This window comes from Epibacterium sp. HA2-3 (assembly GCF_055693725.2).
The window spans coordinates 1,477,644-1,491,841 of record NZ_CM172490.1; the positions used below are offsets into that span (position 1 = coordinate 1,477,644).

Consider the following 14,198-nt stretch of genomic DNA (forward strand, 5'->3'; position numbering starts at 1 on the left):
TCGATGGGGCAAGAGATGAGCGCTGGCCCTTCAAAACATATGCCGAAATTGGCCATTCTCCTGCTGGCGGCGGGCGCGTCGTCACGGATGCGCGGGCGCGACAAATTGTTGGAACAGGTGAACGGCCGCCCCCTGGTTGCGGGGCTGAGCGATGCGGCGGGCGCATCGGGATGTGAGGTCTATGTGACTGTGCCGCATCTCGAACACCCGCGCGCCAATGCTGCGGGCGAGGCTCATCTGGTTGCGGTTCCGAATGCGGTCGAAGGATTGAGTGCCTCGCTCCGCGCGGGCATCACCGCTCTGGCGGGCGACATCGACGGTGTCATGGTGTTGCCAGCCGACATGCCCGAAATCACTACTGCGGATTTCTTGAAAATGGCAGAGCAATTTACAGGTCCAGAGGGGGCTATTCTACGTGCAAGCGGCACAGATCAAAGCGGCGCTCGCCGAGCAGGTCACCCCGTGCTGTTTCCACGCCGATGCTTTGATACGCTGCAAACGCTCACGGGCGATGTGGGCGCGCGGGAACTTCTAAAACAGGAGGCGGTGCAGTTGATCGCGCTGCCGGGCGCGCATGCGCTCACGGATCTGGACACGCCCGAAGACTGGACCAAGTGGCGCGCGCGCCAAGGTGACGTCTGATCAGTGCAGCAACATCCGCGCTTCGCGTTCCTTCAACTCGCGCCGTGCCGAGGGATAGGCCTTTTGCCCTTCCTTGGTGCGAAGTTCGGGAAACAGTTCAAAGATTTCATTGCGCTGGGCATTGTCCAAACCACGCAATGACTGATCCACCGGCTGAAAGCTCTCGGTCCAGGCACCATCAGAGAGCACGACCTCATGCTGATTGAACATAAAATGAATATAGGTCACTGCGGTTGTCACAATGGCATCAATTCCAGTCAAACCGGTGAGGTGCTTTGCGGCCACCAGAACCTCGCGGTCCTCGAAATAGAGCGCCGTTTTATCGTTCGCCACAAGAACGCGGTGGTTGGGGCTCACCATCATGTCGCGCTCGGGCAGCCCATTGCCAAGGGCCCCCTGCCGGATCAGGATGGGTTGCAGATGGGAGGCATGGGACAGATCCTGCGGCCCCATCGCATTGTGACCAAACCAGCGGATTTCCTGGATGCCATTATCACGGGTAATCACCCGGTCCCCCACCTGAAGGTTCTCGACCAAGCGCTCACCGCGCGGAGTCGCAATCAAGGTGCCGGGGGTAAAACAGGGCGTGACCCGATCGCTGGCGGCGCGGGCTTTGCTCTCGCCCGTACAGTCGCCAGACGTGCGTTCGCATGTCTTGTTCATGCTGTGGTCTCCTCCACTGTCTTTTCTTTGAGTTGTATTTAGGCAACCCTATCCTCGCTGTGATTGTATCACGCGTCTGGAGGTAAAGACATAGCCGAGCGCCCTGATCGCACCTAGCTTAAAGAGGCCCGTCGAGCCCCAGACCGCTGATTTCAGGGGCAGTTTCGGAAGAGTCTGGATGCAGGATTGTTTCCAAACGGGCTAAGGACCTTGGGCCCGGTGCGCAGACATCTTGAAAATTATGTGATAATTTGAGGCAAATTGGACTGCCCACCCAATAGGCCAACCAAAGTGACGCCACCGGAGCGATCTTTGTTTCCGAGGTCGAAACCAACAACAGGCCAGAAGCGCCCCCTCGCCTGCTGAAAATCCTTCGGGTGATAATCCCTTGATTGTTGCAAACACGCGCGCGAGTTCAAACAGTTTGACGCCTTTGTTCACTGAACGTGGCACAAAGCGCTCGAATCGCGCGATTGCATAGCGTTACGCCTGCGGGTCAAACTCGACGTAACTTGGCCACGCCCTACTCGCCTGTCCAATCCGGCATAGGGGCTTTGGAGAGAAATGCGCCAATGCCCGCCTCGGCATCGCGCGCCATCATGTTTTCGGCCATGGCACGACCGGTGTAGGCATAGGCCTCGGCCAGCGACATCTGCGCCTGCTCATAAAAGGCCGATTTGCCGATCTTGATCGCGGCTGGGGATTTGCCGGCGATGCGACGCGCCAGTTCGGTGGTTTCTTGCGCGAGATCTGAAAGCGGCACCACGCGGTTGACCAGTCCGATCTCGGCCGCACGGGAGGCCGGGATAAATTCGCCAAGCAAGAGCATCTCCATCGCATGTTTGCGGGATAGGTTGCGGGTCAGCGCCACCATCGGCGTGGAACAGAACAGACCAATCGTCACCCCGGAGGTCGCAAACCGCGCATCCTCGGAAGCGACCGCAAGATCGCAGGTGGCAACCAGTTGACAGCCTGCAGCAGTCGCGATCCCCGACACCTCGGCAATGACCGGCTGCGGCAGCTCCACAATGGTCTGCATCATCCGCGAGCAGGTTGCAAAAAGCTGTTGGAAATACTCAAAACCGCCGTCGTCACCAGCGCGCGCTTCGGTCATTTCCTTTAGGTTGTGACCGGCGCAAAAATGATCCCCAGCGCCACTGAGGATCACCGCTCGCACGCTGCGATCCTCGGCGATTTCATCCAGTGCCGCCTGCAGCGCATGGAGCATCGCCTCCGAGAGCGCGTTGATCCGGCGCGGCTGGTTCAGGGTGAGCCGCGCAACGCCGGCATCATCGTGTCGCGTGATCAGCGGCTCTGCGATGTTGTTGTTGGCAATATCGTCTTTGGCCATGGGGCACCTCCTGTCGCAGACCAAAGCCTAGATCAGCAACCTCGCACCGCCAAGCCTGAAGCCTCAGCCGAGACCAAATTCCGAAATCGCCTCTTGGGTCAGAGTTACGCCGCTGGAGACGGTTAGCCGCCCTGTGGTGAGGGCCGGATCATAGGCACGCCCATCCGAAAGCTGCGCATGTCCCCCCGCCTCAAGCGCGGCCAGAACGCCCGCCGCGTGGTCCCAGCAATTCAGCCCCTCGGTCTGCACAAAATCGACGTGGCCCTGCGCCATCATCCGATATTCGTGGCAGGAACAGAACAAGGAGGTTGTGCGCTTGGCGCGCACCATTCCTTGCGCCACGGCCAGTTGTTCCTCCTTGGCAAAGACGAAATGCGGCACAAATCCCGTGGCTTCGGAGAACCTGCATTCAGGGGCGACGCGCAGGCGCCGTGCCTCAAGACCGGGGGCCGCCATCCAGGTTCCACCACCAAGGCTTGTCTGTACCCAGTCATCGCTTACCGGATCATACAAAAGGCCGAACACAGTTTGTCCGCGCAGCGTCACCGCAAGAATTACCCCAAATGTCGACAGACCATGGGCGTAGTTCCACGTCCCATCAATCGGGTCCACGATCACAGCGACCTCGGCCTGTCCCACCTGATCGAGCACGCGGGGATCAGCAGAAACAGCCTCTTCGCCGATGACGACGGCGCCGGGCAAAATGTTCTCTACCGCGCGGGTCATATGTTCTTCTGCCGCGACGTCCGCAACGGTCACCACATCGATAGAAGAGGTCTTGGCCGAGATCGCCCCTGCCGAGAGATTACGAAACCGCGGCATGATCTCAATGCGCGCCGCATCTCTGACCATGGAAATCAGCGCGTTTTCAATATCGTGATCGAGCCGCATGTGATCCTTGCCTTTCATAAAGAGCCTTGCAGCAGGTCCTATCGCCTCAGCGCGGATAGTTCACGCCCGAGATTGCTGATTGGTATGAAATTTTTGCGACAGCCGCCTTCCCGCGCGACATGTGATCGAACCGTGTGATAGGCTGGCTTCGACGCCAAACGGATCGCCAGAACCCTTCCGAATTGCAGATCTTTGAAGAAAGAATGCTGATTGGGGGTTATGGCGGAGAGACAGGGATTCGAACCCTGGAGACGGTTTCCCGCCTACACACTTTCCAGGCGTGCGCCTTCGACCACTCGGCCACCTCTCCGTGGGGGCGACTTTTGATGCATTCCGGGGGGGATTGCAATAGGCTTTCTGAGAAAAAGTTCAGTTTTTTTCGCCGCCCCCGATTTTACCCTAAGTCGCTGTCACCATGAGGGAATTATCCCCAGCCCACGCCTCGTCTTTAAGGGTCCGCCCCCTGCCCTCGGCGCCACAAAAGAAAGCGCCGCTGCGGGATCTCCCGGCAGCGGCGCACTCTGGTGGCATCAGTTTGCAGGCGAGCTCAGACCTAGCGGTCGCCGTCGCCATCGCCCTCTGCGTCGGCGTCCTGATCCTGCGCAAGATCGTCGAGATCGGGTTTGAGCGGAGCCGCATGCGTTGATGCGTCTGCTGAAGTCGAGGTCTCGGCCTGAGGTGACTCTTTGCTGGTCTGGATCGCCTCGGGATTGCGGATCCAGATGTCACGCTGGGCAAAGGGAATCTCGATCCCTTCTTCCGTAAATCTCTTGGCGATCTCGTAGTTCATGTCGGACTTTACCGACAGAACCCAGTTCACATCGCGCAGGATGGCGCGGATCTCAAAGTCGAGACTATCCGCACCAAAGCCCTGGAACACGACCGAAGGTGCCGGGTTCATCAGGACCATAGGATGCGATTGCGCGACCTCCATGAGGATCTCCTCGACCTTGCGCGGATCGGTACCATAGGCCACGCCAACCGGAACGATCACCCGTCCAACAGTATTGCCTCGGGTATAGTTCGTGACGGTGCCGGAGATCAGATCCGAGTTCGGGACAATCACATCGGTACGGTCAAACGTCTCGATCCGGGTGGAGCGCACAGAGATGTCACGCACATAGCCCATGAGCCCGCCTACCTCGATCCAATCTCCCTTGGAGACCGGTCGTTCGATCAACAGGATGATGCCCGACACGAAGTTCGACACGATCGTCTGCAGGCCAAAGCCGATCCCGACCGAGAGCGCACCGGCAACAATCGCGAGCGACGACAGGTCGAGCCCGGCGGTAGAAACCGCGATGAGCGCCGACAGGAAGATGCCGATATAGCCGACGCCGGACACAATCGCGTTCTGCCCACCGGGGTCAATCTTGGTCTTTGGCAGCAGTGACGAGCGCAGACTCCCCTGCAAGAGCCGGGTCAGCACATAACCGCAGACAAAAATCACCACAAACGTCAGGAAGATCGTCGGAGAGATCTTGGTGTCGCCGATGCTGTAGCCTTCGAGGAAGCGCGACCAGAGTTCGGTCAAATCCGAGGTCCGCGCGCCCCAGATCAACGCAAAGAAGGGCAGCGACAGCAGGGCCAACACAAAGCCGGTGATCACCGCAAAGAGCGAGTCCTCCGCGCCTTGACCGTTGCGTGTGACATATCCGTATATATCCGACAGGAACCGCTGCAGGATCATCAGGGTGGTGACCAGACCAAGCGTCAGGATCACCGGGTAAACAATTGCGATTGCTGCGTTAATATAGCCCAGAGCCCCAAGGATCGGCGCAACAAGGGCCATGATGAACACCGCCCGCCGCAGAAGCGACATGGCGCGATTGGCCCCGGCCGCAATGGCGCCCTCATCCTCGCTGCCGCCGTTTTCTTCGATCTCGAGGCGGCGTTGACGCACCCGGATACGGTTCAGACGCACGAGGAACAGCGAAGCGAGAATGACCAGAGGCCAGCTCAATACAGCATAGGTCGCATCGGTGAAATTCTCGATGGTGTCGAGACGATCCAGCATCATCTGCATCACCAGCACAAGTGCCAGCGACACAAGGATCACACGCACCTGACGCTGAAAGCGCGGCTCAAAGGGTATGAGCTCATTGGTGATCTGATACACGTAAAGCCGCTCGCCCAGCCAATGCGAAGCAAACAGGATAAAGGACCACAGCGGCACATCATCCAACAGCAATGTCCCCCTGACGCCCAGCACACCGGACATATCGATCGCACGCACCAGAAGAACCGTCCCCACATAGGGCAACAGCACCTGCAGAAGCGAGACGATGAACCGCCAGACGCCTGTGCCGCGCCAGCCGAGTTCGCGCAGATGGGTGCCCGCACGACGCGCCCAGTAGCGTCCGCGCCCCAAGAGCAGCAGCGCCCCGGCAGTAAACAGCAGCAGGACCGGCAAACGGCCCCGGATGGTTTCCAGAGTGGCCGCGCTCGACAGAAGGGTTGCGGTCTCGTACCAAAACGCGCCCAGCACCTTTGCCGTGTCAGAGAAGGCGGTCGGCCAGTGCTCGGGATTGACCGGCATTGGCGCGCGTTCCAAGAGCGTGCGGGTTGCGCGTTCTCGGATCAGCTTGTCGATTTCGGTAATCAGACCCTGCGCCCGGCTATAGCCGAGATCCGCCAGCACCTGCGGCGCGCTGAGGTTGGCAAGCTGGCTCTGCAACTCCTGCCGCAGTTTGGCAATGTTTTCAGGCTCGCTGCCATTTTCTTCGGGCGGTGGCCCGAGTGCCTCGATCTGTGCGCGAAGAGTTCTCAGGCGATCCGCATTCTGGCTGCCTGCGTCGAGAAATTGCTGACGATACTCCGTCAGCTCCAGCCGCAGGGCCTCCAGCGCGCCATTGGACGCGCGTCCGGCATCCAGCACCCGCTCTGCACGATCTGCGGTGCGCTGCCAGGCCTCATAATACTCGCCCAATTTGCCAGAAGCGGCGGTCTGCACCAGATCGCGGGCCTCGTGCAGCCGGGTCTGCCCGCCGGTTTCCTGCGCCAAAGCAACAATAGGCAAAAGCAAACAGGTCAGCCCCAAAAGGCCGACCTGAAAAAGCGTTCTCAAATAAGTCATCTGATTCAGATGTCCTCGAATACTCCGGGAATTGAAGCAGGAGTATGGGTCATCCAGTCGGGGACCGGCAAGCCCTTGTCTTTGAGGAATTCCGGATTAAAGAGCTTGGATTGGTAGCGCGTTCCATAGTCGCACAGGATGGTAACGATGGTGTGCCCCGGCCCCAGTTCCTTGGCCAGACGCACTGCGCCGGCAATGTTCACGCCGGAAGATCCGCCAAGCACCAGCCCTTCTTCGTGCAGAAGGTCAAACACATAAGGCAGCGCCTCTGCGTCCGGAATCTGGTAGTTGAAATCTGGGGTGAGCCCCTCGAGGTTCTTGGTGATCCGGCCCTGACCGATCCCTTCTGTGATCGAGGAGCCCTCGGACTTCAGCTCGCCAGTGGTGTAGTAGGAATAAAGCGCGGCGCCATTGGGATCGGCAAGGCCGATCTTCACGCCCTTGGGCTGCAGCGCCTCGGCAATCCCGGCAAGCGTCCCGCCGGAGCCAACAGCACAGATGAAACCATCCACCTTGCCGCCGGTCTGCTCCCAGATCTCGGGACCGGTGGTTTCTACATGGGCCTGACGGTTGGCCACATTGTCAAACTGATTGGCCCAGATCGCGCCATTCGGCTCGGTCTTGGCCAGCTCGTTTGCCAGGCGTTCGGAGTAGCGCACATAGTTGTTGGGGTTCTTGTAAGGCGCTGCAGGCACCTGAACCAACTGTGCCCCCGCCAGACGCAGCATGTCCTTCTTTTCTTCGGACTGGGTTTCAGGGATCACGATCACGGTCTTGAAGCCCATGGAGGCGCCGACCAGCGCAAGCCCAATGCCGGTATTGCCCGCAGTACCTTCTACAATCGTGCCGCCGGGTTTGAGTTCCCCGCGGGCGATAGCGTCCTTGATGATGTAGAGCGCGGCGCGGTCCTTCACGGATTGGCCGGGGTTCAGAAACTCCGCCTTGCCAAGAATTTCGCAACCGGTTTCTTCGCTGACTTTGTTCAGTCGGATCAGAGGGGTATGGCCGACCGCATCGGCCAGATCGCGTGCAATGCGCATGAAATTCCCTTTCGCTCGTTCCCCTCTGATGTAGCTGGGCACCGGCGCGATCACAAGGGTCCAGAGCGCGCGCAGGCTGGCGTTTCGCCTGTCGGGGACGATTTCGGCGCGACCGTGGTTCCACTGCGTCTGACTTGCCCGCAAAACCATCGCGCCGCGGCGGGCATCGTCACAACACTGTCCATGCTGTGTGGGGTTTTGCGGAACGTGCTGACTTTAATCGCTCTTGGGCGCGCGCAGCATAATCGACGACTGCCGCGAGGTCTGAATCACTTCCAGCGCTTGCTGGCAATCTCGACCGCCATGCCGATCAATGTTCCTCCCACAGCGAGGGTCAACAGAACACTCGGGACCGCCATGATGAAGAAATACTCCAGCGCGATGGTAAAGATCGCAGCCAGAGCTTCGAACGGGCCATCATAAATGCTGCGCTTTGCGAGGCGAAACATCTCGACGGCGCCCTGAATGAAGAGGCCCCACAGCACCAGCACCGCAGTGCCGGTGATCCCGTTTGTAATGCCCGCCGCCCATCCGCGACCGGCGCGCGGACCAATAGACTTCCAGCCGATCACAAGTCCCAGCCCCATGTTCACAAAGGTAAAATAGCCAAAATCCGTGTCATCCGGCATCAAGGGCATGATCTGGCCGGATACGACAAACGCCAGAAGAGCAAGGGCAACGGCGGCCACGAGGCGGGCGGCGGTGGGCATGGGGATTTAATTTCCTGCAATTGCGAGACTGTCGGCGAGGCTATGCGCAGGTCGCGCAGAAATCCAGCGCAAACCCACAGCAGACACCGCCCCAAAAGACAACCTGTGTACCCATCGCCACGACCGCGTGGCTCAGCTCTGATTACGGCTTTCTTTGTAGGCAGAAAGCGCGCGCTCGCGGCCCTCTTTCAAACCGATAATCGGTGAAACACGCGACTGGTCGGGATGAAGCGACCACCTGCGCGGGATCGCCTCAAAGTATGCCATCGCGGTTTCGGGCGGGTTGGCCTGGCCTTCGGCCAGCCATCGGCGCGCATAGTCTCCCTTGGGGTCGAACTTCTCGAGCTGACCATCCGGGTTGAAAATGCGAAAAAAGGGCGCCGCATCAGGACCGGAACCCGCCACCCACTGCCAGCCCATCGCGTTAGAAGCGGGATCCCAGTCGACAAGACAGTCCTCGAACCACTGCAAACCGTATTTCCAATGGATCATCAGATGCTTGGTAAGAAAACTTGCCACGATCATGCGAGCGCGATTGTGCATCTTGCCGGTGACGTAGAGCTCTCGCATCGCGGCATCGACAAAATCATAGCCGGTCTGTCCCTGTTGCCAGCGCTGCAAAGCGTCGCCAGGGTCGTCCTGCCAGGGAAAACCGTCCCATTCCTCTCGCCAGTTTCGCGTCAGGATGCGCGGCGAGCGATGCATCAGGTGATAGGCAAACTCGCGCCAGACAACCTCTTTGAGGAAATGCTCCGCGCCGGGCTGGCCGTCCTGCATCGCCTGCGCGCCCAGATGCCACATCCGATGTGGGCTGATTTCCCCCCAGGCGAGATTTTCCGAAAGCTCCGAGGTTGCAGCGCGGGCGGGAAAATCCCGATCGGCTTTGTAGTTCGAAACCCGTTCTGTCAGGAAGTCATCCAGTTGCGCGAGGGCTGCGTCCTCTCCCACACGGCAATGTTGTGCAACAATCGCGCCACCCCGACGCATTGCGGCATCCATGCCAAGATCCGCGAGCGCTTCACCTGACGGCCAACTCTCGGGCGCGGCCAACCGGGAGGGGGCGGCAGTCAGCTCCGCGACATCGCGCGTACGGACTGCCTTCCAGAACGGCGTATATACCCGGTACATGCCGCCGTCCTTGGTGTCGACGGTCCAAGGTTCGAACAGCAGCCGCCCACCCGTGGATTTTGCCTTTATATCAGACGCTTTGAGCGCCTCCTTGATCTTTGCGTCACGTTTTGTGGCCGCCGGATCGTAGAGCCGCGACCAGATCACATGTCCGGCGCCGCTCTCCGCGATGACCTCGCGAAGCACCTCGAGTGCGTCGCCACGGCGGACGATGAGACGGCTGCCTTTCTCCTCGAGCGTTTTGGCAAACCGTTCAAGCCCGAGGCCAAGGCGAAACTTTGGTGCAGCACCGAGGGTCTCTTCTTGCGCGTCATGGATATAGAGCGGGATAATCGGTCCGCCCGCCTCCTGCGCGGCCCTGAGGGCCGGATTGTCGCGCAGGCGCAGGTCGCGCCGAATCCACCAGATCACCGGTCGGGTGTCAGCCATGGTCAGTTTTATCCCTTGCTCGATCAGTCTTTACAGGACGCGATCTAGGGCCTCGATCAGCGCTGTCACCTCCGATTGATCGGTATAGTGAGTAAAACTCAGCCGCAGCACGCCCTGCGCGGGGGCGACCCCCATTGCCCTGAGCGCACGCACTGCGTAAAAGTCGCTGCCCCCCGCCATGATCCCAAGCTCTGCCAATTGCTTGGCAACGGGCTCTGCTGCCCGCCCAAGTGCAAGCGCGACGGTCGGGGCACGCTCTTTGGCGTTCGCGGGGCCAAGCAAGCGCACATCGTTTCGCCCCTTCACCGCATCCAGGAGCGGCTGCAACAAGGAGATCTCCTGCTCGCGCATCAGATCGTGCACAAAGGCGCCCGCCCCTGTGCCTGTGATCTCAGGTGCGTTGTGATGTTCGGCGAGCGCCTCGAAGTAGTCGACCATTCCCGCACAGGCGGCGACCTGCGCGTGATCGGGTCCGGCGGGGGTGAAGCGTTTGTAAGGAACATCCCCGTTAAAGTAGTGCGCCTGATTGGGCAAAAGCTCGGCAAGAGCGGGATTGATCACCATGATCCCTTGATGAGGGCCATAGGTTTTATAGGCGGAGAACAAATAGATATCCGGCCCCAGTTCGCCCACGTTCGGCAAACCATGCGGCGCGTAAGAGACGCCATCAACGCAGACAAAGGCCCCCGCAGCATGGGCCAGCGCAGTGATTTCCGTGACCGGATTGATCTCGCCCACCACATTGGAGCAATGGGGAAAACAGACCAGCCGCACGCTCTCGTCCAAGAGGTCCTCCAGCGCGCTCGGATCAAGATGGCCGGTGGCAGGATCGATCTGCCACTCCAGCACCTCGATGCCCTCGTCGGCCAAGCGTCGCCACGGGCCGGAGTTGGCCTCATGGTCCTGATTGGTCACGATGATCTTCTCGCCCGGCTTCAAGAAGCCCCGGAAGGCCTGCGCCAACACATAGGTGTTCTGGGTTGTCGAAGGACCGAAGCTCAGATCCTGCTGAGAGACACCCAGCATCGCCGCCAGACGACTGCGCGCTTCATCCATCTCGGCCCCGGCTGCCTCGGAGGCGGCATAAGGCGCGTAGGGCTGGACCTTATGCTCGGTGTAAAATCGAAACAGGCGGTCGATCACCTGCCGGCAGGTGTAAGAGCCGCCCGCATTCTCAAAGAAGGCCTGACCCTGCAAAGAGGGCTGTTCAAATGCCGGAAATTGTTTGCGGACAAATTCGATATCCATGGCGCGTTTCATGCTCCCTTTGCAGCCTTGGCAAAGACAGTGCAATTCCAAGCGCCAAGATCAAGCCCGGAAACGCTCTGGCGCGACTTCGCGCCGCGCCAGAACTCGGGTGTGATAGGCTCAGGCGTTGACGTCGACCACGACGCGCCCCTTCACCTGCCCGGCCAGAATATCGGCGCCGAGTTTTGGCAGGTCGGTCAGTGATGCGGGCTGGATCATGGCGTCGAGCTTTTCGAGCGGCAGATCGCTGGCAATCCGCTGCCATGCGCGCTGGCGGTTCTCAAAGGGCTGCATAACAGAATCGATGCCGAGGAGGTTCACACCACGCAGAAGGAAGGGAATCACAGTGGCCGGCAGAGCCGCACCGCCCGCAAGCCCCACGGCCGCAACCGAGGCACCGTATTTCATCTGCCCGAGCACGCGCGCCAGCATATCCCCCCCGACCGCGTCGACACAGCCTGCCCAGGTCTCGCTTTCGAGCGGGCGTTTTACGGTCTCGTTCAGATCCTCGCGGGGCACGATTTGGGTTGCACCGAGGCTCTGGAGGTAGTCGGCTGTCTCGGGACGCCCGGTAACGGCAGCCACCTCGTAACCGAGGTTGGCGAGGATCGCCGTCGCCACGGAGCCAACGCCCCCGGCCGCGCCTGTGACCAGAACCGGTCCCGTTCCGGGTTTCAGCCCGTGATCCTCCAGCGCCATCACCGCCAGCATCGCAGTAAAGCCTGCAGTGCCCACGGCCATCGCCTGACGGAGCGTGATCCCTTCGGGCAGCGGCACCAGCCAATCCGCCTTGACACGGGCCTTTTGTGCATAGCCGCCCCAATGGGCTTCGCCGACGCGCCAGCCGGTCAGGACCACCTTATCGCCCGGGGCGTAGCGCTCATCAGAGGAGCTCTCGACGGTGCCGGCAAAATCGATCCCCGGCACATGCGGATAGTTGCGCACCAATCCGCCGCCCTTGGGGCTGAGACACAGGCCATCCTTGTAGTTCACGGTGGAATAGTCGACGGCGACCGTGACCTCTCCTTCCGGCAGATCCTCAAGGGTCAGATCCTGAATTTCAGCAGCGGCTTTGCCGCTCTCGCTGTCTTGCGTCATAACAAGGGCTTTGAACATCTTGATCTCTCACATTAATTCCAGAAATTTTCGCGCACCAGAGCAGTACGCATTCCATCCGGTGTCTCCACCTCTAGCTGCGTCCCCGAATCCCAATGCGTCATCTTGACCATCCCGATCGCAACATTCGTGGCATGATCCGGTGACCAGGTGGCCGAGGAGACCCGACCGACACGGCGCCCATTTGCAACGAGCGGCCAGAACTGATCACAGGGCGGCACCGCTTCGCCGGAAATCTCGATCGGGCGGATCTGCTGCACCGGGCCTTCCTTGGCCACCCGCAGCAGCGCATCACGCCCGATACACCCAATGGCCGTGTGGGTGTTACAGAACCGCCCAAGGCCGCATTCGTGCGGTGTGTTGTCGTCGGTCATATCATTGCCGTAGCTCAGAAGACCGCTCTCGATCCGCTCAATGAGGTTGGGACAGCCCGCACGCACCTCGAGATCTGCGCCAGCCTCAAACAGACGGTTCCAGAGCGGCATGCCAAGATCGCCGCCCTCGACATAGATCTCGAACCCACCCTGCTTTGAGTAGCCCGACCGCGCCACCACCAGATCGCGTCCTTCGAACTGGTAGACGCCAAAGCGGAAAAACCGGATCGCGCGCACGGTCTCGCCGAAGACACGCGCCATCAAGTCCTCTGCCTTGGGGCCCTGCACCGCAAGCGGCGAAACATCCGGTTCATCCACCAGCACATCGAGGCGCCAGCCGTTTGCAATCCCCTTGACCCAGTACAACAGATCACTGTCCGCAATGGAGATCCACCAACGATCCTCTGCGAGCTTTACGGCTACGGGATCATTGAGCATTCCGCCGGTCTCATCGACGATGGGGACATAGTAACATTGACCGGGCATCATGCCACGCAGATCGCGCGGGGTCAGCATCTGCATCAGGCGTCCAGCGTCGGGGCCGCGCAGTTCCACCTGGCGTTCGCAGGCGACGTCCCAGACTTGCACATGACGCTTGAGGTGGTGGTAGTCGGCTTCGACACTCTCAAACACCGTGGGCAGCAGCATGTGATTGTAGACGGTGTAGCCTTTGACTCCAGCGGCTTCGACGCCCTCCGAAAAAGGGGTTCGACGCAGGCGCCGAGAGAGGGAAATGGCAGGTTTCAGAACGGTCATGGCAAACCCTTTCATACCATGAGTTGAGGGCGAGCGGCGCATCACGACGCGACCGCCGCTCGGTCACGTAGGTGCTGCGCGTCAGCGCGGCCCCTTCCAATCGATCTGGCAGATCTCGGCAGAGCGGCCGTCAAAATCCCAGACCCGGCCAAAGGCGCGCACACGCCCCTTGGTGGCGGTTGCAACGGTGATATCGGGGCCCATCCAATACTCGGTATTGGTCACCACGATGTCCTGGTCGCTGTCGGCACCACCTACGGGAACCACTTCGCCGTGGATCTGCTTGCCCACGATCAGACGCCGGGTCTTACCCTCAGTCTCGAACAGCACCGGTGCGCGTTCGGCGCCGAGGAATTCGCTGACGAGCACTTTGAAGAGACCGGTGGTACCTCTTGCTTTTCCGGAGAAAACATCGATCAGCCCCTCATAGGCCGCGTCGCTGGCGCGTTCGTCGATATAGGCGGCGGCCTTCCAGTTGCCGCGCGCCATGAGACCCGGAATCTCCAACACAAGCCCGACATTCAGTCCCGAAAGATCTGCATCGCCGTAGTGGCCTTCGTCGATGCGCACACCTGCCCAGGCCTGGCAGTAGCCCTCGGTCGGCGGGTGCTTGCCCAGCGACACGACGCAGGGGCAGAACACGGTGCAGTTGCAGTTCAGGATCAACTCGCCCTTGATCGCCCAAGGAATTGTTCCAACCGCGCTCGGATCGCGCGGCGCGACCTCTGTCTCAGACTTGATGCTGTCATTTGTCATGTGAATTCTCCTCCAAAT

Annotated in this window: 12 protein-coding genes and 1 tRNA gene; 1 reads left to right on the forward strand and 12 read right to left on the reverse strand. The window is 60.3% G+C overall.

Annotation, left to right across the window (positions count from 1 at the left end; all coding sequences use genetic code 11):
* The first annotated feature begins 15 nt into the window (after positions 1–15).
* A complete protein-coding gene (locus ACZ1HH_RS06835) occupies positions 16–642 on the forward strand; it encodes a nucleotidyltransferase family protein (RefSeq protein ID WP_472636211.1) in 627 nt (208 codons plus the stop codon).
* Here ACZ1HH_RS06835 and ACZ1HH_RS06840 read toward each other — a convergent pair whose 3' ends face one another.
* The 12 genes from ACZ1HH_RS06840 to ACZ1HH_RS06895 all read right to left on the reverse strand — a co-directional run bounded on the left by ACZ1HH_RS06840 (position 643) and on the right by ACZ1HH_RS06895 (position 14,180).
* Positions 643–1,305 carry a Hint domain-containing protein gene (locus tag ACZ1HH_RS06840; protein ID WP_011538770.1) on the reverse strand — a complete coding sequence of 221 codons (663 nt, stop codon included), beginning with the start codon at positions 1,303–1,305 and terminating at the stop codon, positions 643–645.
* A gap of 523 nt (positions 1,306–1,828) precedes the next feature.
* Positions 1,829–2,656: an enoyl-CoA hydratase gene (locus ACZ1HH_RS06845; RefSeq protein ID WP_472636212.1), complete on the reverse strand. Its 828-nt coding sequence runs from the start codon at positions 2,654–2,656 to the stop codon at positions 1,829–1,831.
* 63 nt (positions 2,657–2,719) lie between these two features.
* Positions 2,720–3,565, reverse strand: coding sequence for an inositol monophosphatase family protein (locus ACZ1HH_RS06850; RefSeq protein ID WP_472636213.1), 846 nt, complete (start codon positions 3,563–3,565; stop codon positions 2,720–2,722).
* A 202-nt stretch (positions 3,566–3,767) separates the two neighbouring features.
* Positions 3,768–3,857, reverse strand: a tRNA-Ser gene (locus tag ACZ1HH_RS06855).
* A gap of 243 nt (positions 3,858–4,100) precedes the next feature.
* A complete protein-coding gene (locus ACZ1HH_RS06860) occupies positions 4,101–6,623 on the reverse strand; it encodes a DUF3772 domain-containing protein (protein WP_472636214.1) in 2,523 nt (840 codons plus the stop codon).
* A 5-nt stretch (positions 6,624–6,628) separates the two neighbouring features.
* Positions 6,629–7,663, reverse strand: a complete 1,035-nt coding sequence (locus ACZ1HH_RS06865) for a cysteine synthase A (protein WP_044027127.1) — start codon at positions 7,661–7,663, stop codon at positions 6,629–6,631.
* A 269-nt stretch (positions 7,664–7,932) separates the two neighbouring features.
* Complete coding sequence (locus tag ACZ1HH_RS06870) at positions 7,933–8,373, reverse strand: TrgA family protein (protein WP_044027129.1); 441 nt, start codon at positions 8,371–8,373, stop codon at positions 7,933–7,935.
* A gap of 132 nt (positions 8,374–8,505) precedes the next feature.
* On the reverse strand, positions 8,506–9,930 hold the full coding sequence (locus tag ACZ1HH_RS06875) for a cryptochrome/photolyase family protein (RefSeq protein WP_472636215.1): 1,425 nt from the start codon (positions 9,928–9,930) through the stop codon (positions 8,506–8,508).
* A gap of 30 nt (positions 9,931–9,960) precedes the next feature.
* On the reverse strand, positions 9,961–11,190 hold the full coding sequence (locus tag ACZ1HH_RS06880; protein WP_472636216.1) for an aminotransferase class V-fold PLP-dependent enzyme: 1,230 nt from the start codon (positions 11,188–11,190) through the stop codon (positions 9,961–9,963).
* Between the two features lie 108 nt (positions 11,191–11,298).
* Positions 11,299–12,294, reverse strand: a complete 996-nt coding sequence (gene acuI, locus ACZ1HH_RS06885) for an acryloyl-CoA reductase (protein ID WP_472636217.1) — start codon at positions 12,292–12,294, stop codon at positions 11,299–11,301.
* Positions 12,295–12,308: 14 nt separating this feature from the next.
* On the reverse strand, positions 12,309–13,424 hold the full coding sequence (locus ACZ1HH_RS06890; protein WP_487320436.1) for a dimethylsulfoniopropionate demethylase: 1,116 nt from the start codon (positions 13,422–13,424) through the stop codon (positions 12,309–12,311).
* 81 nt (positions 13,425–13,505) lie between these two features.
* Positions 13,506–14,180 (reverse strand): DUF1326 domain-containing protein, encoded by a 675-nt coding sequence (locus ACZ1HH_RS06895; RefSeq protein WP_416368469.1) that lies wholly within the window; start codon positions 14,178–14,180, stop codon positions 13,506–13,508.
* Positions 14,181–14,198 lie beyond the last annotated feature (18 nt).